This window comes from Nocardia sp. CDC519 (assembly GCF_059509835.1).
Genome location: NZ_CM183377.1, coordinates 425820 through 443898, shown reverse-complemented (window position 1 = coordinate 443898; position 18079 = coordinate 425820). Strand labels below are relative to the sequence as shown.

18 protein-coding genes are annotated in these 18079 nt (G+C 69.2%); 8 read left to right on the top strand and 10 right to left on the bottom strand.

Going from position 1 to position 18079, the window contains the following annotated elements:
- Window positions 1-73: 73 nt before the first annotated feature.
- The 4 genes from AC5W7N_RS01805 to ygfZ form a co-directional block, all read right to left on the bottom strand.
- Window positions 74-286: a DUF3073 domain-containing protein gene (locus AC5W7N_RS01805; RefSeq protein WP_036532795.1), complete on the bottom strand. Its 213-nt coding sequence runs from the start codon at window positions 284-286 to the stop codon at window positions 74-76.
- A gap of 164 nt (window positions 287-450) precedes the next feature.
- Window positions 451-1404 carry an asparaginase gene (locus AC5W7N_RS01800; RefSeq protein ID WP_195020561.1) on the bottom strand — a complete coding sequence of 318 codons (954 nt, stop codon included), beginning with the start codon at window positions 1402-1404 and terminating at the stop codon, window positions 451-453.
- A complete protein-coding gene (locus AC5W7N_RS01795) occupies window positions 1401-2129 on the bottom strand; it encodes an MOSC domain-containing protein (RefSeq protein WP_194989721.1) in 729 nt (242 codons plus the stop codon). Before AC5W7N_RS01795 ends, AC5W7N_RS01800 begins: the two co-directional genes overlap by 4 nt.
- A gap of 44 nt (window positions 2130-2173) precedes the next feature.
- Entirely contained in the window at window positions 2174-3289 is a 1116-nt protein-coding gene (ygfZ, locus tag AC5W7N_RS01790; protein WP_194989722.1) for a CAF17-like 4Fe-4S cluster assembly/insertion protein YgfZ, read from the bottom strand.
- A gap of 130 nt (window positions 3290-3419) precedes the next feature.
- Here ygfZ and AC5W7N_RS01785 point away from each other — a divergent pair, with 130 nt between their 5' ends.
- From AC5W7N_RS01785 to AC5W7N_RS01760, 6 genes are all read left to right on the top strand, one after another.
- The gene (locus AC5W7N_RS01785; RefSeq protein WP_163817269.1) at window positions 3420-4340 is read left to right on the top strand and encodes an aminodeoxychorismate lyase; all 921 of its coding nucleotides are present in this window, start codon (window positions 3420-3422) and stop codon (window positions 4338-4340) included.
- A 114-nt stretch (window positions 4341-4454) separates the two neighbouring features.
- Window positions 4455-5954, top strand: a complete 1500-nt coding sequence (locus AC5W7N_RS01780; protein ID WP_194989723.1) for a cytochrome ubiquinol oxidase subunit I — start codon at window positions 4455-4457, stop codon at window positions 5952-5954.
- 9 nt (window positions 5955-5963) lie between these two features.
- Window positions 5964-6998: a cytochrome d ubiquinol oxidase subunit II gene (cydB, locus tag AC5W7N_RS01775; protein ID WP_163817265.1), complete on the top strand. Its 1035-nt coding sequence runs from the start codon at window positions 5964-5966 to the stop codon at window positions 6996-6998.
- A 3-nt stretch (window positions 6999-7001) separates the two neighbouring features.
- A complete protein-coding gene (locus tag AC5W7N_RS01770) occupies window positions 7002-8987 on the top strand; it encodes an ABC transporter ATP-binding protein/permease (RefSeq protein ID WP_194989724.1) in 1986 nt (661 codons plus the stop codon).
- Window positions 8984-9169, top strand: a complete 186-nt coding sequence (locus AC5W7N_RS01765; protein WP_495923128.1) for a hypothetical protein — start codon at window positions 8984-8986, stop codon at window positions 9167-9169. Before AC5W7N_RS01770 ends, AC5W7N_RS01765 begins: the two co-directional genes overlap by 4 nt.
- A 249-nt stretch (window positions 9170-9418) precedes the next feature.
- Window positions 9419-11422, top strand: a complete 2004-nt coding sequence (locus AC5W7N_RS01760) for an ATP-binding cassette domain-containing protein (RefSeq protein WP_416382081.1) — start codon at window positions 9419-9421, stop codon at window positions 11420-11422.
- A 310-nt stretch (window positions 11423-11732) separates the two neighbouring features.
- Here the strand turns inward: AC5W7N_RS01760 and AC5W7N_RS01755 are convergent, their stop codons facing one another.
- The 6 genes from AC5W7N_RS01755 to AC5W7N_RS01730 form a co-directional block, all read right to left on the bottom strand.
- Entirely contained in the window at window positions 11733-12440 is a 708-nt protein-coding gene (locus tag AC5W7N_RS01755; protein ID WP_163817259.1) for a heme-binding beta-barrel domain-containing protein, read from the bottom strand.
- Between the two features lie 238 nt (window positions 12441-12678).
- Window positions 12679-12984: a DUF1416 domain-containing protein gene (locus AC5W7N_RS01750; RefSeq protein ID WP_048832701.1), complete on the bottom strand. Its 306-nt coding sequence runs from the start codon at window positions 12982-12984 to the stop codon at window positions 12679-12681.
- Between the two features lie 5 nt (window positions 12985-12989).
- The gene (locus AC5W7N_RS01745; RefSeq protein WP_163817257.1) at window positions 12990-13823 is read right to left on the bottom strand and encodes a sulfurtransferase; all 834 of its coding nucleotides are present in this window, start codon (window positions 13821-13823) and stop codon (window positions 12990-12992) included.
- Between the two features lie 29 nt (window positions 13824-13852).
- A complete protein-coding gene (locus tag AC5W7N_RS01740) occupies window positions 13853-14416 on the bottom strand; it encodes a DUF4395 domain-containing protein (RefSeq protein ID WP_228806959.1) in 564 nt (187 codons plus the stop codon).
- A gap of 291 nt (window positions 14417-14707) precedes the next feature.
- Complete coding sequence (locus AC5W7N_RS01735) at window positions 14708-15142, bottom strand: thioredoxin family protein (protein WP_163817254.1); 435 nt, start codon at window positions 15140-15142, stop codon at window positions 14708-14710.
- Window positions 15139-15942, bottom strand: a complete 804-nt coding sequence (locus AC5W7N_RS01730; protein ID WP_194992173.1) for an LmeA family phospholipid-binding protein — start codon at window positions 15940-15942, stop codon at window positions 15139-15141. The genes AC5W7N_RS01735 and AC5W7N_RS01730 overlap by 4 nt, the downstream gene beginning before the upstream one ends.
- Before the next feature lie 148 nt (window positions 15943-16090).
- Between AC5W7N_RS01730 and AC5W7N_RS01725 the strand changes: the two genes are divergently transcribed.
- Both AC5W7N_RS01725 and mshD read left to right on the top strand, forming a co-directional pair.
- Window positions 16091-16855 carry a winged helix-turn-helix transcriptional regulator gene (locus AC5W7N_RS01725; protein WP_163817250.1) on the top strand — a complete coding sequence of 255 codons (765 nt, stop codon included), beginning with the start codon at window positions 16091-16093 and terminating at the stop codon, window positions 16853-16855.
- A 115-nt stretch (window positions 16856-16970) separates the two neighbouring features.
- On the top strand, window positions 16971-17891 hold the full coding sequence (mshD, locus tag AC5W7N_RS01720) for a mycothiol synthase (protein WP_416382019.1): 921 nt from the start codon (window positions 16971-16973) through the stop codon (window positions 17889-17891).
- Window positions 17892-18079: the final 188 nt, after the last annotated feature.

Sequence of the window (18079 nt, the reverse complement as noted above, 5' to 3'; positions counted from 1 at the left end):
CTGGCTGGCCGACCGGATGGCAACGACTGAAGGGGGAGGCGCCTCGGCCTCCCCCTTCATACGTCGCACCTGGTCAGCGGCGCCAATCGTCGTAGTCGTCGTCGTCGCTGTTCCAGCGGGACAACGAATCATCCGCGTCGTGCTCATCGGACAGCACTCCACTCCGCTGAGAGTGGGGGCTACCCGACAGCTCGCGCTGAAGGCTCGCGAAGTCGGTCGACGGCGAGCTGTACTTCAGCTCGCGTGCAACCTTGGTCTGCTTTGCCTTAGCCCGGCCACGGCCCATGGCTGACCCCCTCGCGTCACAGCGGGGCGGCCTGGGGATTGGTGGCGGCCCCGTTCGAATTAATACTCTTCCTGACAGACACTCTAGCGCGTGTGCGGCGGTCGCGCTTCCAGGAGTGGTCGAACAGGTGCCGAACCGAAGCCGTTTGCCCGATGCTCGCCTGACTACAGCACGCCGGGGATCGCGCGGATGACGCCGACCCGCGCACCGCCACCCAGTACCGCCGGTGCCGCCAATTCGGCGAGGGCGTCCGACCACGGGACGCCCATTCGTTGCAGAATCGCCAGCGTCAGCGGCATCCGGGCGCGGTCGGCGCCGTCGTCGATCTTGTAGGCGAACGCGGTTCCGTCCGGCAACGCGCCCGCGTGCACGCCGTCGGCGCCGATCTTGCACACCAGGCCGGGGGTGGCGTTCATGATCAGCAGATCGGGGGCGTTGGTGCCGGAAATCACTCGCGGATGGGTGCGGATGGCGTCGGCGACCCGGCGTTCGGGCGTTCCCGGTTCGGCCGTCGCCATGGCGGCGAAGGCGCGGGCCAGGTTGATCAGCGAGACCGGGATGATCGGCAGCCCGCACCCGTCGATGCCGAGGTCGGTCTCGGGTTCGCCGGTCAGCTCGATCACGGTCGACAGCACCGCCTGTTGCAGCGGGTGCGCGCTGTCGAGGTATCCGGTGGTCGGCCAGCCGTTGACGGCGCAGGTGGCCAGCATCGCTGCGTGTTTGCCCGAACAGTTCATGAACAGCTTGCTCGGTGGCCGGTCGTGGCACAGCACCGAGGCGCGGGCGCGTTCGTCCAAGGGCAGATCCGGTGGGCATTCGAGGGCCGACTCGTCGAATCCGAAGCGGTCCAGCAGCCGTTCGACCAACTGCACATGGTCGGGTTCGCCGAAGTGGGAGGCGGTGGCGATGGCCAGTTCCGCGTCGTCGACGGGTTCGAACCCGTTGCGCAGCAGGGTCACCGCCTGCATCGGCTTATTGGTGGAGCGCGGGAAGATCGGCAGGTGGATTTCGCCGAGTGCGCAGCTGGGTTCGCCGTCGGCGCCGATGACGACGACCGACCCGCGGTGTACGCATTCCCGGAATCCGGAACGCACCACCTCGACCAGTTCGATGCTCACGCTCGCACTCCTGCCTTCAGATGGTCGCCGTCGTCACGCCGCTGCGCCGCGCGTTCGGCGTTCGCGCGGCGGCGGTTGTGCCGGTCGATCTGCATGCGGACGTCGTCGGAGACGGTCGGCTCGGCGGCGAGGAGCAGCTCCAGCTTGTCCGGGTCGGCGCCGGTGAAGACGTCGCGCACGGTGATGCCGTGTTCGGGGACGTGGACCACGTGCACGGTGTCGCCCGCGCTGATCGTGCCCTCGGTGAGCACTCTCAAGTAGGTGCCGGTGTCCGAGCGCAGGGTGAAGCGTTTGACCCACTGCCGTTCGCCGGACCAGTGCTGGAAGGTCGCGCACGGGACGCGGGGCTCGCTCACCTCGAGCAGGGTGTGGCCGGGCCCCACCGGCCCGGGGCCGATGGCCAGGCGCGCACCGATGACGGCGTCGCTGATCGGCAGGCCGCGGATGCGCAGATTCTCGCCGAACCAGCCCGCGGGGAGGTCCCGATCGAGTTCGGTGGCCCACCGGTGCGCGTCCTCGTCGGCGTAGGCGTAGACGGCCTTGTGCGGGCCGCCGTGGTGGTCGGTGTCGCAGACGTGATCGCCGTCGAGGCCGAGCGCGCGCACGCCGACCCGCCCTGGCTTCGGCCGCTTGTCGATGCCGGAGCGGCCCACCCGGCCCGGCACCTCGATTTCGGCGTGCAGCACGCACACCGCCAGCACTTCTCCGGTGTCACCGGCGCGCATAGACGAGCTCCTCTCCCCGGGGGCTGGTGGCGGCGGGCCTGCGCTCAGCGGCCACGGAGCCGATCGACCGCGGCCCGGCCCGCTTGCGGGGTGTCGTCGACCACGACCGAATCCGGGTCGATGGCGGCGGCCGTGGGGCCTGCCTCGAGCTTCGCGTCGACCGGCACCGCCCGTTTGATCAGCGCGAGCGCGATCGGGCCGTATTCGTAATGGTCGACGACCGTGCCGATGCGGCCGACGGAGCGTCCGCCCGCGGTCACCGCGTCGCCTGCGGCCGGGCGCTCGTCGGCCGAGCCGTCCAGATGCAGCAGCACCAGCTGACGTGGCGGCTTGCCGAGGTTGTGCACCCGGGCGACGGTCTCCTGGCCGCGATAGCAGCCCTTGTCCAGATGCACGGCGCCGTGTTCGGTGACGCCGCCGATCCAGCGGGCCTCGTGCGGGATGGTGCGGTCGTCGGTGTCGATCCCGATCCGTGGGCGCAGGGCCGTCACCCGCAGCGCCTCGAAGGCCCACATGCCGGCCGGCGCGGCGCCCGCCTCGGTGAGGGTGGTCCACCAGCCGGTGAGCCGCTCGCGGGGGATCACCAGGTCGAAGGAGTCGGCCGTCGGCCACGGCATGCGGCGCAGGAACCCGCCGCCGGGCAGCGGCACGGCCTCGTACACCTCGGGGAGGCGCTCGATGCCGAGCGCGCCGGTCAAGGTCTGGACCTGCGGGCCGAGCAGGCTCAGGACCGCGTGGTCGGTGGCCTCGCGAGGTTTGGCGTCGGCCCAGAAGACCATTTTGGTGAGGAAGTCGAGCAGCGCGGGGCCGCGTTCGGCCTCGGTGTCGATCCAGACCGTGCCGTCGAGGTCGGTGAGCACGAAATGGTGCTGCACGCGGCCGTTGAGATCGAGGTCCAGATTCTCGGCGGAACGCCCGTCGGGCAAATTCGCCACATGCTGGCTGGAAATGGTGTGCAACCAGCTCAGGCGCTCGGCGCCGGTGATGGCGAGTACGAATCGATGCGAGCGGTCCACGATCGCCATCTGCTGCGCGGCGGCTCGTTGTTCGCCGAATGGATCGCCGTAATGCCACGCGACGGCGGCGTCGGGGGTTCCCGGCGCTCCCGCGACGGCTCCCGGAACAGCGAGGACAGGGCTGGGTGCGGCGACCACGGACACGCAACCCACTCTAGGCGAAAGCTCCGACAGCCTTCCGGACGCGCATGGTCGAGGGACGGATTGTCCACCTGGGGACAACCGTGCGCCCGTAGCCCGTCGTAGCGGGCCTGTGTGGCCTACGCTTCATCGCATGGTGGATCGAGTTCTTGTAACACTCGACGGTGAGGTCCGAGATGCGGACGCGCCGTTGTTGTTTGCCGACGATATCGGCGCATTGCGTGGTGATGGCGTTTTCGAAACGATTCTGGTGCGCGAGGGCAATGCGTGCGCCCTGGAGTTCCATCTCGCGCGGCTGCGCCGCTCGGCGCAGGCTCTCGACCTACCGGAGCCCGAACTCGGTCGCTGGCGCGAGGCGGTCGAGACGGCGGCCAAGGAATGGGGCTCCGAGCAGGAGGGGCTGATGCGGCTGGTGCTGACCCGCGGCCGCGATGCCGACCTGAACAGCGTCAAGGCCGCGGTGACCTCCGGCGAGCTGTCGGAAACGGTGCCGGTGCCGACCTCCTATGTCCTCGTGGTCGGGGTGCCCGCGCGGGTGGCGAAGGCCAGGACCGAGGGCGTCTCGGTGGTGACGTTGTCGCGCGGTATCTCGATCGATCTCGCGCAGGCCGCCCCGTGGCAGCTACTCGGCGCGAAAACCCTGTCCTACGCGACGAATATGGCGGCGCTGCGTTTCGCCGCGCGGATGGGCGCCGACGATGTGATCTTCACCAGTACCGAGAACCGGGTGCTGGAGGGGCCGCGGTCCACGGTGGTGATCGTGCGGGACAAGCAGTTGATCACCCCGCCTGCCAAGAACGGCGTTCTGCCCGGGGTCACCCAGCGGGCGTTCTACGCGGAGGCGAAGAAGGCGGGCTATGACTGCCGCTACGAATCGCTCTACACCGCTGACCTGCTCACCTGCGATTCCATCTGGATGCTGTCGAGCATCACGCTGGCCGCGCGGGTGAACTCGCTGGACGGGCTGCGGATGTCGGCGCCGGACAATGCGGCCGAGATCGTCGAGCTGGTCGAGCGCGGTATCGAGCGGGCGGGTTCGATCGCCGACTGGTGAAACCGGCCCTGACCGGCCTGTGACGGTCGGCGTGTCGTGTCGCGCGACACGTTGACCGGGCTGACCTGCCGCGTAGTCTTACTACGACACGTCGTAGATCGCCAGGAGGTCAGTGTGAGTGCCTTGGACGTCTCGCGGTGGCAGTTCGGCATCACGACCGTCTACCACTTCCTGTTCGTGCCGCTCACCATCGGACTCGCCCCGCTCATCGCGGGTATGCAGACCGCGTGGGTGATCACCGGCAAGGAACACTGGTACCGGCTCACCAAGTTCTTCGGGAAGCTGTTCCTGATCAACTTCGCCCTCGGTGTCGCCACCGGCATCGTGCAGGAATTCCAGTTCGGGATGAACTGGAGCGAATACTCCCGGTTCGTCGGCGACGTCTTCGGCGCACCGCTGGCGCTGGAGGGCCTGGTCGCCTTCTTCATGGAGTCGACGTTCATCGGCCTGTGGATCTTCGGCTGGTCCCGGCTACCGAAACTGGTGCATCTGGCGACCATTTGGATGGTGGCCATCGGCGTGAACGCCTCGGCGTACTTCATCATCGCCGCCAACTCGTTCATGCAGCATCCCGTGGGCGCCCGCTACAACCCGGAGACCGGGCGCGCGGAGCTGACCAGCATTGTCGAACTGCTCACCAATAACACTGCGCTGGCGGCGTTTCCGCACGTCGTCGCGGGATCGTTCCTGACCGCGGCCACCTTCGTCGCCGGTATCGCGGGCTGGTGGATGGTGCGCAACGCGCGCAGCGGCGACGAGCAGAAGCTCACCGAGGCCAGGACCATGTGGCGGCCGGCCGCGCGGGCCTCGCTGGTGGTGATCGCGCTGTCCGGAGTCGCGCTGATCTACACCGGCGACGTCCAGGGCAAGCTGATGTTCGAGCAGCAGCCGATGAAGATGGCCTCGGCGGAATCGTTGTGCCACACCGCGACCAACCCCGATTTCTCGGTGCTGACCGTCGGCACACACAACAACTGCGACAGCGTCACCCATGTCATCGAGGTGCCGTACGTGCTGCCGTGGCTGGCCGAGGGCAAGTTCACCGGTGTCACCCTCGACGGCGTCGTCGACCTGCAACAGGCCTACAACGAGAAGTACGGCGTCGGCGATTACCGGCCCAACCTGTTCGTCACCTACTGGTCCTTCCGCGCCATGATCGGCCTGGCCGGCGGCTCGGCCCTGCTCGCCATCGCCGGGCTCTGGGTGATGCGCCGCGGCCGGGTGCCCGACCAACGCTGGTTCTCCTGGCTGAGCCTGCTGGCCATCCCCACCCCGTTCCTGGCCAACAGCGCGGGCTGGGTGTTCACCGAGATGGGCCGTCAGCCCTGGGTGGTGGTGCCGAACCCGACCGGCGACCCGAACCTGCGACTGCTGGTGCAGGACGGGGTGTCGAACCACTCCGCGACCACGGTGTGGGTCTCGCTGATCACCTTCACGATCGTGTACGGCCTGCTGGCGGTGGTGTGGTTCTACCTGATGCGCCGCTACGTCATCGAGGGACCGGACAAAGCCGCCGCGCCCGCGCCCGCGAAGGGGCCGGACGATACCGGGGCGCCCGGTGCGAAACCACGCACCGAAGAACCTGCCGTCGAACAGCTTTCGTTCGCCTACTAGGAGCCGACGATGGATCTGCAAGAGTTCTGGTTCGTTCTGATCGGCGTGCTGTTCACCGGCTACTTCGTGCTGGAGGGCTTCGACTTCGGCGTCGGCATGCTGATGCCCGTGCTCGGGCGTGGCTCCGATACGCGTCGGCGCGTGGTGCTCAACACCATCGGCCCGGTCTGGGACGGCAACGAGGTGTGGCTGATCACCGCGGGCGGCGCGATGTTCGCGGCGTTCCCCGAGTGGTACGCCAGCCTGTTCTCCGGGTTCTACTTCCCGCTGCTGTTGCTGCTGGTCGCGTTGATCCTGCGGATCTGCGCCATCGAATACCGCGGCAAGATCGACGATCCGGTCTGGCGGGCGCGTTGCGACCTCGGTATCGGCATCGGTTCCTGGGTGCCCGCGCTGGCCTGGGGCTGGGTCTTCGCCAATATCGTGCGCGGCGTCCCGCTCGACGCCGACCACCAGATGACCGGATCGCTGCTGGATCTGCTCAGCCCGTACGCGCTGCTCGGCGCCCTCACCACCGGCCTGCTGTTCGCCTTGCACGGCGCGGTGTTCCTGAGCCTGAAAACCGGCGGTGAGGTGCGCGCGGACGCCATGCGCACCGGCAGGCTGCTGCTGGCTCCCACCGCGCTGGTGGTCGGCGGGTTCGGGCTGTGGACCCAGCTCGCCTATGGCGCCGACTGGACTTGGATCCCGCTCGGCCTCGCGGTGCTCGGACTGGTCGTCGCCGCCGCCGCGCACTTCGCCGAGCGCGACGGCTGGGCCTTCACCGGCACTGCCCTGGTGATCGTGGCCGCCTCGGCGCTGCTGTTCGGCTCGCTGTTCCCGGACGTGCTGCCCTCGACCATCGACCCCGCGTTCAGCCTGAACGTCGACAACGCCTCGTCCACGCCGTACACGCTGAAGGTGATGAGCTGGGCGGCCGTCATCGTGACGCCGGTGGTGCTGATCTACCAGGGCTGGACCTACTGGGTGTTCCGCAAGCGGATTACCGTTGAGCAGATCCCGCCCGGTATCGGTTTGTCGCGCCGTCCCGTCGTCGAGGAGTAGGTCATGGCCCGCCGCCCGCCCGTCGACCCCCGTCTGTGGCGGTATGCGCGTTCGGCGCGGCGCTACCTGGCGTTGAGCGTCGGGCTCTCGGTGCTGACGACCATCGCCATCGTGGTGGCCGCGGTGATGATCGGTCGGGTGCTCGCCGGAGTGATCACCGATCCCGGCGCCCGCGAGATCGGCAGGTGGAGCGCCGAGTTGATCGTGCTCGCGCTGGCCATCGCAGGCCGTGTGCTGGCCACCTGGTGGCAGGCCAGGATCGCGCACCGGGCGGGCGCCTCGGTGGTCGCCGAACTGGAACAGTCGGTACTGGCGGCGGGGGCGCAGTTGCCGCCGCGCGAACTGGAATCGCGCCGAACCGAATTGGCAGTGGTGGTCGGCACCGGACTGTCCGGGCTGCGCGGCTACCTGGTCGGGTACCTGCCCGCGCTGCTGCTCGCGGTGCTGGTGCCGCCGGTGGTGTGGATCGTCATCGCGGCCCATGATCTGACCTCCGGCATCATCGTGGTGATCACGCTGCCGCTGATCCCGATCTTCATGATCCTGATCGGCCTGCTCACCGAGGGCCGTGCCCGCGCCACGCTCGACGCGACCACGCGGCTGTCGGATCAGCTGCTCGATCTGTTCGCGGGTATGCCGACGCTGCGTGCGCTGGGGCGCGAGAGCTCGCGTGGTGGTGACACCGATCCCGCTGCGAAGCTGCCGCCGGACGGACAGCCGCGCACCATGGCCGGCCGTGTGCAGGAGCTCGGCGATGCCCTCCGGCACCGCACCATGTCCGCGCTGCGCATCGCGTTCCTGTCGTCGATGGTGCTGGAAATGCTGGCGACGCTGTCGGTCGCGCTGATCGCCGTCTCCATCGGGCTGCGGCTGGTCTTCGGTGAGATGAGTTTGTACGCGGGCGTCGTCGCACTGGTGCTGGCGCCGGAGGTGTACCTGCCGCTGCGCACCGTTGGCGAACGATTCCACGCGGCGCAGGACGGAATGGCCGCGGCGGACAAGGCTTTCGCGGTGCTCGACCCGCCGGATGTCGCGGTGGGGTCGGAAGACGTCGACGCGGAGGTACGGCGGGTTCCCGCCGGGGTGGATCGCAGCGCGGAGGCCGGCGGGTCGGGGAGCTCGCATCTGGAGCGCCCCGGCGTAGGCGCCTGCCGCGGCGACGAGCAGCGGGCCGACCGTGGGATCGGCGATGCCGGCGGGACGGTCGATGATGCCGCTCGCCGCCGAGATACCGGTCGCCGCGGCTTCGAGGAGATCGCCGAACACGGTTCGGGCGCGGACCCCGGCAGCGCGGGGCGCATCGAACTGGTCGATCTCGCCGTCCGCGCGCGAGACGGCATGGCGCCCGATGGGTTGTCCGCGGTCCTGCACCCGGGGTCGGTCTCGGTGCTCACCGGGCCCAATGGCTGCGGGAAATCGACGGTGCTGCAAGCGGTTCTCGGATTGATCGCGCCGGATCGCGGCAGGGTGCGGGTGGATGGAATCGACATAGCCGACCTCGACCCGACCCAGTGGTGGTCGCGGGTGGCGTGGCTGCCGCAGCGTCCGGTGCTGGTGCCGGGCACCCTGCGGGAGAACCTGGAGCTGCTCGGCGCCCGCATCACCGAATCGCAGCGCAGGCAATCCGCTCGGGTGCTCGGCGAACTCGACGCGGCATGCGCGGCGACCGGTTTCGACGCCGTGCTGGACGAGCTCCCGGACCGCTGGGACACCCGCGTCGGCGCCGGCGGGGCCGGCCTGTCCCTCGGCCAGCGCCAACGCATGGCCCTGACTCGCGTGCTGGCCGCCGACCGCCCGATCCTGCTGCTCGACGAACCCACCGCCCACCTCGACGCCGACAGCGAAGCCACCGTCCTCGCCGCCCTCACCGCCCGCGCCCGCGCCGGTGCCACGGTCGTGATCGTGGCCCACCGCCCGCCGCTGCTCGCGATCGCCGACACCGTCATCGAGGTGCCGGCCGCTGCCCGCCCGCAGGAGGTGGCGCTGTGAGTGCTGCACCGCACGCCCGTGGCCGTCGCGGCGCGCCCGGCCGCAGTGGTGTCCTCACGCGGAGTTCGGCGCTGGTGATCCCACGGCCCGCCGAGCATGGGCGGCGCAATGTGCGCAGGCGCGGTGCCGACACCGTCATCGAGGTGCCGGCCACCACCCGCCCGCAGGAGGTGGCGCTGTGAATGCTGCACCGCACGCCGTGTTTCATCGCGTGCTCGGCCGCAGGGGTGTCCTCGCGTGGGGTTCGTCGCTGCTGATCCCACCGCCCGCCGCGCAGGGCTCGGGTGAAGCGCAGGGTGCTCACGCGGTTCGGGTTCGGCGGTGCGATGTGCCTCCGATGATGCGCCGGGTCGACTGCGGCGAGGCCGGCCTGCCGCTGCCGATGCGAGTGGAGCGGCATCATGGGTGAACTCATGCGTGACATGCGCGGAATGTGGTCGATGCTGCGGCTTTCGCCGTGGCGGGTGGCCGTGGCCGTTGGCTGGGGCGTGCTGGCGTTGGGCAGCGGTCTGGCGCTGGCGGCGCTGGCGGCGTGGTTGATCGCGCGAGCCTGGCAGATGCCGCCGGTGCTGGATCTGACCGTCGCGGTGGTGGCGGTGCGGGCGCTGGGCATCTCGCGCGGGCTGTGCCGGTATCTGGAGCGGCTGGCCACCCACGATGTGGCCTTGCGGGCGATGACGACGGCGCGGACCACCACCTATCGCACGCTGGCGCGGTCGAATCTGTGGCTCCCGCGCCGGAATTCGGTGCCGGCAATGAACGCGCGTGCACTCCGGGCCACCGGAAGCCGGCGTGGTCACGCCCTGACGGCGGACGCGCACATGAATGGGCGAGCCGGCACTGCGGGCCCGCTGGACGGCCAGGACTCGTCGACAGGCCCGCTGAACAGTCGAGGCTCATCGACGGGCCCGCAGACCAGCGCGTACTCATCGACGCAGCCGGTCGAGAGCTCGGCGCCGCCGGCAGATCGATCGCCCACCCAGCTGCGGCGCGGTGACCTGCTGGTACGCGTCGGCAGCGATATCGACGACCTCGGCGCCGTGGTGGTGCGCTCCTTCGTGCCGGTCGCGGTGGCGGCGATTCTGTCGACCGCGGCCGTGGTGCTGCTGGGCCTCATTTCGATCGCCGCCGCCGCGATCCTCGCTGTGGCGCTGATCGTTTCGGGCGTCCTCGCGCCGTGGCTGTCGGCCAGGGCGGCGGCCGCGGCCGAGCGGGCAGTGCGCGCCGACCGCGCGGAGTTCACCGCGCAGGCGATGACCATCCTGGATCATGCCCCCGAACTGCGGGTAGCCGGCCGTCTGGACGACGCCATCGCCGCCGCCTCCGCCGCCAGTGAGCGCGCGGTCGCCGCCGAAGACGCCGCCGCCTCCCGCAGCGCCTGGGCGGCCGCCGCCACCCCGCTGTCCATCGGGGCGAGCGTGCTCGGCGCCCTGCTCATCGGCATCATCCTCTACGGCCCGAACGGCGGTGCTCCCGGCGCCATGACCCCGATGGCCCTGACCATCCTGGTCCTGCTGCCACTCTCGGCCTTCGAAGCCGTCGGCCCGCTGCCGGCCGCGGCCCAAACCCTTACCACCGCCCGCGCCGCATACACCCGGCTGAACGCGGTGGGCGCTTCCGGCAGCCCCGCGTCGGACAACCCAGGCGACGTCGTGTCGCCGCAGTTCGGCGCCCAGACCGGCAGCGATGGGGCGCGACCGCCGGGCCGAAGGGCGCTCGACTCCACCGCGAGCGCGGCCCCACCCCACCCCGGGGCGACCGCACTTCATCAGCCGACATCGACGGACCGGACGGAGGCGGGCCCGCTCCCCGGCCCGGCGGGTGACTTCCCCGAACTCCCGAACGCCCGCCGCATCGCCATCACCGGCCCCAGCGGCGCGGGCAAGACCACCCTGCTGATGGCGTGGGCGGGCCTGTTCGGCACCCCGGTCCCCGGCGTGACCTTCTTCGCCGAGGACGCCCACCTCTTCGGCACCAGCGTTCTCGAGAACCTGCGGGTTGCGCGCGGCGATCTCACCGTCGAGGAGGGCGAACAGGCCCTGCGAGCGGTGGGCGCCGGGCCCTGGCTCGACTCGCTGCCCGAGGGCATCCACACCGATCTGGTCGGCGGTGCGGCGGCCGTCTCGGGTGGGCAGCGCCGCCGGATCCTGCTCGCGCGGGCGCTGATCTCCCCGGCGCGGGTGCTGCTGCTCGACGAACCCACCGAGCACCTCGAGGCCGCGGCCGGCGCGGAGCTGCTGCGCGCCCTGCTCGACGTGGACAGCGGCCTGGTCGACCCCGGGCGCGACGTAGTGGTCGTCACACATCAACTGCCGCCGGGCCACCGCGCCGATCTGGTCCTGCAGGTGGACGCATCAGGGCAGGTCAGCGTGGTTTCCGGCAGGCAGGAAGGCCCGTTGTCCGCTCCGCGCGAAATTCCGTTGCCGACATCCTGACCGGTGGCTAGATTCGTCGGTACACAAGGAAGGAGGTGGTCTGAAGAATGTTTGACTCTTGGACACGTGAGGTGGCTGCCCGCTAAGGCACCACCGCTGTATGGATTCCATTCGGCGAGTACGTGCTGATAGCGAATCCCAGGCAGTCACCCGGCCCCCGAGTCCCCGATCTTGTCCGGTCGGGACCGATGTGCTCCGGCACAGCGGTACGGCTCGGGGGTCGTTCCATATCCGGGACACGAAAAGAAACTCAGCCGGGGAAACAAGAAACGCGGCACCCGGATCGGGTACCGCGTTCGAGGCGCACAGCTCAGCCGATATACCGCTGCAACCGCGCCGACAGCCGGGGCTCCAGCGGCCCGTCGGCCACCACCCGCTCCTCGACGTAGGCCAGATCTCCGCCCTCGACGATCCCGTACAGCCGCTTGGCGCCGCCGACGACCACTCCGGATTGGCTGCGGATCACCACATCGGTGGCCAGCTCCCACGACGACTGGGTCAGCGCTTGACCGTAGAACAGCTCGACGATGCCGGAGCTGTGCGTCAACAGTAGTTCGATGACCTCGTCGTCGGCGTCCGTGCCGACCCGCCAGTACCCGCTCTCGCGCAGATCGGGGCCGCCGTAGGACCCATCGGATTCGATGATCCAGGAGCGGGAGTCCCAGGCCAGGAAGTCGCCGCCGTCATGGGAGACGATGATCTGCTGGCCGAAGCGGTAGTCGCCGCGCTCGGGGTCGTTGCCCTCGCCCTCACCGCGCCACACACCGACCAGCGGCAGCAGTGCGAGCATGGCCGAGCTCAGATCCGGCCCGAGCCGCAGATTCGCGGTGTCCTCGGGCAGCGGCAGATCCGGCAGCACCGGGATATTGCGGGCGCCGGTCGATTTCGCCCGCTCGGCGGCGTCGGCCACCGCCTGATCACCGCTACGGCGCTCCGGCTGCGGGGCCGGAGCGTTGCCGTTCATGTTCTCACTCGCGTGCTCGGCCGGATCGGAACCCTCGCTCGCGAGATCGCTCATGATTCGGTAAAGAGCCGGTAGAAGACGTACAGGCCGAACCACCCGATGAGGATGGACACGGCCACCAGCAGAATCTCGAAGAAGAGGACCACATCTGGAGTCTAGCTATTGCCGTGCGGCGATACGCAAACGGCCCCGGCGGCGTCGGCCCCGGCGGTGCACACAGCCTCCGGCCGACGCACAGCGGCCCCGCAGCCTCCTCGTGACGAAGGCTGCGGGGCCGCTGAAGGCCGCGAGATTACTTCGCGACCGCGACGTCCACGCTGTGGATGCCCGCGCCCTCGGGGCGGACCTCGGCCGAGCCGTTGCCCGCCGAGCTCAGCGCGCGCACGGTCCACGAACCCGGCGCGGCGAAGAACCGGAAGTCACCGGTGCCCGACGCCACGACCTCGGCGGTGAAATCACCGTTGCCGTCGAGCAGGCGCACGAACGCGCCGCCCACCGGCTGGCCGTCGGCGCTCAGCACGCGGCCGGTGATGACCGTTTCCTTCTCCACATCCACCCCTGCCGGGATGGCCTGACCCTGGGTAGGTGCTGCACACATATTGATTACGCTCCCAACTCGATCGGTGCGCCGACGAGCGAACCGTATTCGGTCCAGCTGCCGTCGTAGTTCTTGACGTTCTGGTGGCCGAGCAGCTCCTGCAGCACGAACCAGGTGTGCGAGGAACGCTCACCGATGCGGCAGTAGGCAATGGTGTCCTTGGAGCCGTCGAGGCCGGCTTCGGCGTAGATCTTGGCCAGCTCGTCGTCGGACTTGAAGGTGCCGTCCTCGTTCGCGGCCTTGCTCCACGGCACGTTGATGGCGCCGGGGATGTGGCCGGGACGCTGGCTCTGCTCCTGCGGCAGGTGCGCGGGAGCCAGGATCTTGCCGGAGAACTCGTCAGGGGACCGGACGTCGACCAGGTTCTTGGCGCCGATGGCCGCGATGACCTCGTCGCGGAAGGCGCGGATCGACAGGTCCGGAGCGGACGCCTTGTACTGGGTGGCCGGGCGGCTCACCGGTTCGGTGGACAGCGGGCGGCCGTCGAGTTCCCACTTCTTGCGGCCACCGTCGAGCAGCTTGACGTTGTTGTGGCCGTACAGCTTGAAGTACCAGTACGCGTAGGCGGCGAACCAGTTGTTGTTGCCGCCGTAGAGGATGACCTCGTCGTCGTTGGAGATGCCGCGCGCCGAGAGCAGATCGGAGAACTGCTCCTGGTTCACGAAATCACGACGAACCTGATCCTGCAGGTCCTTCTTCCAGTCGAGCCGGACGGCGCCCTCGATGTGACCGCCGTCGTAGGCGGAGGTGTCCTCGTCGACCTCGACGAAGACCACGCCGGGGGCGTTGAGGTTCTCTTCGGCCCAGTCAACGGAGACCAGGACATCGGAGCGGGCCATGTTGTTCCTTTCGGTGGTGACTTGCAGGGTCAGTTCGGTGCCGGGGTTGCGGTGGGAGCGTCAGGCCCGGAGGAGGCAGCTTGCGTAACCACGGAGGGCTCGCGAGCACCGCCAATCGAACGCCGGCGGAATCGGGCTACCAGGGGATAGATCTTGCAGCCAAGGCAGATCCCGAACGCCGCGTTCAGGAACGCGGCGAACAGTGCGAAGCCGGCGAAGAGCGCGCCGACCACGGGGGCGCCGAGCACGAAGCCCAGCAGGCTCACGGCCGCGAAGGCCAGGCCGAGTAGTTGGGCGAACCGCAGCGGGGCTTCGGGCTCGGTCTCGGTGACCGGGCCGGAGCGCGGGGCGATGAGGTTCGCGTAGATGCGGCCGTACGGGTGCCGTTTGGGCCCGTTGACGGCGCCGAGGGCGAAGACCACCGCCTGGGCCGCGATCAGCACGGCGGCGATCGCGGGGGAGAAGGCGGCAGCGATCAGCACCAGAACAAGGACGCCCGTGGTGACCCAGGCGACGAACCGCGGTCCGCGGACGTCGACGTGGCCGTCGGGGATGGTCCTGGTTCCGGAAGTGTTGAGGGAATCGGTGGACATCGTGCGTACTCCTGCGCTCGAGGTGCTGTTCGGCGGGAAATTTGCCAATTCGCCGGGGGATCAAGGGATCTCTCGCGCGGCGAACGCTGGTCGGCGTCAGGAAATCTGAGCAGGCCGACCGATCAGCGGCACAGGCAGCAACAACCACCGAGCCGGCACAGATCAACTGTGCGGCGTCGGGTGAGCATCAGCTCGCGGTGGGTTTGCACGGAAGGCAGTTTACCCAATTCCCGGGGAGAATTGGACCCCGGGTTGATCAGGAGGCTTGCTCCGCAGGTCGGCGGCGGGTTTTCAGACCGTCAACGGGGTGAGCGCACTACGCAGATCGCCGACCTGCGGCACACCGGAGATGCGGAAGCGTTCGCGACCTTCGGCGTCGAAGACGAATGTGGTGGGCAGCGACATCACATTGAGGGCCTTGGCCAGGGTCGGGTCGGCGTCGATATCGACCTCGATATCGCGCGGCGGCTGCGGTGAATCGGCCAAATCCTCGGTGACACCGGCGACTACGCGCCGCACCGCCGTGCACGGACCGCACCATTCGGCGGAGAAATGCAGTACGGCCGGGCCGGATCCGGTGATGCCCGCGGCGGCCAGCAGTTCGGCTCGCTCGTCGGTGTCCTTGTCCAGGGTGGCCGGGCGGACGGTGCCGTCACGGCCGCGCAGGTACAGCCCGACGGCGATGCCGGCCAGCAGCATCACCACCAGAATTGTGATTTCGATCATTGTCGCCGCAATCTGTCGAGATCGATCGTCACGTTCTCACCCTCGCCCTCGACGACGATCTGGCCGCCGAGCGCGAAGACCTCGGTGGGCCGGATGCCGAACGGAAGTTCCTTCGTATCGATGGTACGGGTGAATCGGGCCAGCACCGCGGGAGCCTCGTCCTCGGGCACCACCACGCTGGAGGTGTCCTCGGGGCCGCGGTAGAAGCCGGTCGCGATGACGCGGATCTGGTCGCCGTCCAGCAGCAGATCCGCCTGCACGCTGACTCGTTCGCCGGCGATCTTCGCCCCGAACTGTCCGGCGGGCGCCTTGGGCAGGGTGCCGGTCAGCACCAGTGCGCCCGCGGTGGTCATCCCGGAACCGCCCGAGCCACCGGTGCCATCGGATTTATCCGCGGGCCGGGAGTGAACTTGCAGGTCGGGGATGCCGAAGAGGCGGCCGAGTTCCACCGGTTCCACCCGCATGCGCACGTCGACGTGGTCCACCGGCACGCTGCGCACCCGGCCGTCGACGAGGTCGCCCAGCGGCAGCCGCATCCCGGTCAGCGTCGCCTCGACGGCGATCTCACCGGGGATGTCCGGCCGCATGCTGCGTGCGGTGATCTGGATGTTGTCGTAGTGGCCGTTGTACGCCTGACGCAGGAAGGGGAAACCGTGGAAGGTCACTTCGGGGTCGGCGCTGAGATCGGCGCCTTCGCGCAGGGAGCGGGACACGCGGTACTCCGAATACGCGGCGGCGCCGAAATCGATGACCACCGCCAGTCCCGCGAGACACAGCAGCCCGATAATCAGCTTGCGCATGGAATGAACAGTAACCGGACCGCTCACCCGGATGACAAGCTCATCGGCGCATACGCGCTAATCTTGCATCCGATCACCTGTGACCAGCGACGTGGCACGCGGCGACGATGCCGGGCTTTCGCGTAGCTACGAAATGGGAGGAGTGCTTGTGGAGCTGCTCCTGCTCACATCCGACCCCAACCCGGAATCGGTGCTGCCCTCGCTCGCGCTGCTGGCGCATACCGTCCGGCCCGCCCCGACCGAGGTGGCCTCGCTGCTGGAGGCCGGGACCGCCGATGTGGCCCTGGTCGACGCGCGCACCGATCTCGCCGCCGCCCGCGGGCTGTGCCGGCTGCTCGGCAGCACCGGTTCGTCGGTGCCGGTGGTGGCGGTGCTGACCGAGGGCGGCCTGGTCGCCGTCAATGCCGACTGGGGGCTCGACGACATCCTGCTGCCCGGCACCGGCCCGGCCGAACTCGATGCCAGGCTGCGGCTGCTCGTCGGCCGCAACGGCGGGGTGGCCAGCCCGGAGAGCACCGGCAAGATCACCCTCGGTGAGCTGGTGATCGACGAGGGCACCTACACCGCCCGGCTGCGCGGCCGTCCGCTCGATCTCACCTATAAGGAATTCGAGCTGTTGAAGTATCTGGCCCAGCACGCAGGCCGGGTCTTCACCCGCGCTCAGCTGTTGCAGGAGGTGTGGGGCTATGACTTCTTCGGCGGTACCCGCACCGTCGACGTGCATGTGCGGCGGCTGCGCGCCAAGCTCGGCAGCGAGTACGAGTCGTTGATCGGCACCGTCCGTAATGTCGGATACAAGGCGGTGCGGCCCGCGCGATCCAACGCCAAGGGGGAGGCTCCGGCCTTCGCCGAGGAGGAGACCGACGGCTCGGACGGCACTCCGCTGGCGCCGGTTAACGGTACCGCTCAATAACGGCACGTTAGATAACGAACCGCTCACCAACGGTGGGAATTGTCCGTTTTGCCGCTAAGTTGGCGGTAGCGCGACCCCGGAATCTCCGACGACACAGTGGATGGGTGGTATGCGAGTGAGCGACATGACGATGCGCTGGAGCGACCGGCTCGACGCCGGATCGGCCGAGCAGGTGCGTGCGCTGCTGGAACGGGCGGCCGAGGCCGACGGTGTGGCCGCCGTCTCCGAACAGGCCGTGTTGTCGCTACGGGAGCCGGGTGCGGCTCGCCACCTGCTGGGTCTGCGCGACGAGACGGTGATCGGCTACGCCAACCTGGTGCCCGCGCGGGGTGAGCATCCGGCGATGGCCGAGGCCGCCGTCGATCCCGCCGCGCGCGGTATCGGCTACGGCACCCAACTGGTGGCCGCGGCGCTGGAGGCAGGCGGTGCGGGCGCGCGGGTGTGGGCGCACGGCAACCTGCCCGGCGCGCGGGCGGTATCGGCGCGGCTGGGCCTGGCGATCGCGCGCGAACTGTGGCAGATGCGTCGCGATCTGGCTACCGAGGAGCTACCGGAATTGACCGTGCCGCAGGGCATTCTGCTGCGCACCTATGCCGGTCCCGATGACGACGCCGAGCTGCTGCGGGTCAACAACGCCGCCTTCGACTGGCATCCGGAGCAGGGCGGCTGGACCGAACGCGAGATCGCGCTGCGCCGGGCCGAGCCCTGGTTCGACCCGGCGGGGCTGTTCCTCGCGGTGGACGCGGGCGATCCCGGACGGCTGCTGGGATTTCACTGGACCAAGGTGCACACCGAGCTCGATCCGCCGCTGGGCGAGGTGTACGTGGTAGGGATCGATCCGGCCGCGCAGGGCCGCGGCCTCGGTCGCCTGCTGACCCTCGCCGGACTGCACTACCTGCGCGATCGCGGGCTCGGTGCGGTGCTGCTGTACACCGAAGCCGACAACGCCTCCGCGGTGCACACCTACACCCGGCTCGGCTTCTCCGTCGCCCATGTCGACGCCGCCTACGCGGCCGGCGCGAGCGCCGATCGGTAATCCGGACGAACCGGACACGAGCACCCAACCCAACTGAACGGTAATCGGACGATTCGGGGAGTTCGAGTAAATGTGGGGCAAATGTCACACCGGTCAACGCCGTTATCGCCGGGCTGTTCACTTTCCGTTCACTCAGCCTGGTCCAACTGTCAACCGGGCGAATCTACGTTACTTGTGGGCAGCACGCG

What these genes read in the sequence shown, in the direction of transcription:
- AC5W7N_RS01760 (WP_416382081.1), top strand. Translation starts at nt 9,419, where the DNA reads ATGTGGTCGATGCTGCGGCTTTCGCCGTGGCGGGTGGCCGTGGCCGTT.
- AC5W7N_RS01750 (WP_048832701.1), bottom strand. Translation starts at nt 12,984, where the DNA reads ATGTGTGCAGCACCTACCCAGGGTCAGGCCATCCCGGCAGGGGTGGAT.
- AC5W7N_RS01785 (WP_163817269.1), top strand. Translation starts at nt 3,420, where the DNA reads ATGGTGGATCGAGTTCTTGTAACACTCGACGGTGAGGTCCGAGATGCG.
- AC5W7N_RS01740 (WP_228806959.1), bottom strand. Translation starts at nt 14,416, where the DNA reads ATGTCCACCGATTCCCTCAACACTTCCGGAACCAGGACCATCCCCGAC.
- AC5W7N_RS01730 (WP_194992173.1), bottom strand. Translation starts at nt 15,942, where the DNA reads ATGCGCAAGCTGATTATCGGGCTGCTGTGTCTCGCGGGACTGGCGGTG.
- AC5W7N_RS01805 (WP_036532795.1), bottom strand. Translation starts at nt 286, where the DNA reads ATGGGCCGTGGCCGGGCTAAGGCAAAGCAGACCAAGGTTGCACGCGAG.
- cydB (WP_163817265.1), top strand. Translation starts at nt 5,964, where the DNA reads ATGGATCTGCAAGAGTTCTGGTTCGTTCTGATCGGCGTGCTGTTCACC.
- AC5W7N_RS01755 (WP_163817259.1), bottom strand. Translation starts at nt 12,440, where the DNA reads ATGAGCGATCTCGCGAGCGAGGGTTCCGATCCGGCCGAGCACGCGAGT.
- AC5W7N_RS01795 (WP_194989721.1), bottom strand. Translation starts at nt 2,129, where the DNA reads ATGCGCGCCGGTGACACCGGAGAAGTGCTGGCGGTGTGCGTGCTGCAC.
- AC5W7N_RS01735 (WP_163817254.1), bottom strand. Translation starts at nt 15,142, where the DNA reads ATGATCGAAATCACAATTCTGGTGGTGATGCTGCTGGCCGGCATCGCC.
- AC5W7N_RS01745 (WP_163817257.1), bottom strand. Translation starts at nt 13,823, where the DNA reads ATGGCCCGCTCCGATGTCCTGGTCTCCGTTGACTGGGCCGAAGAGAAC.
- AC5W7N_RS01770 (WP_194989724.1), top strand. Translation starts at nt 7,002, where the DNA reads ATGGCCCGCCGCCCGCCCGTCGACCCCCGTCTGTGGCGGTATGCGCGT.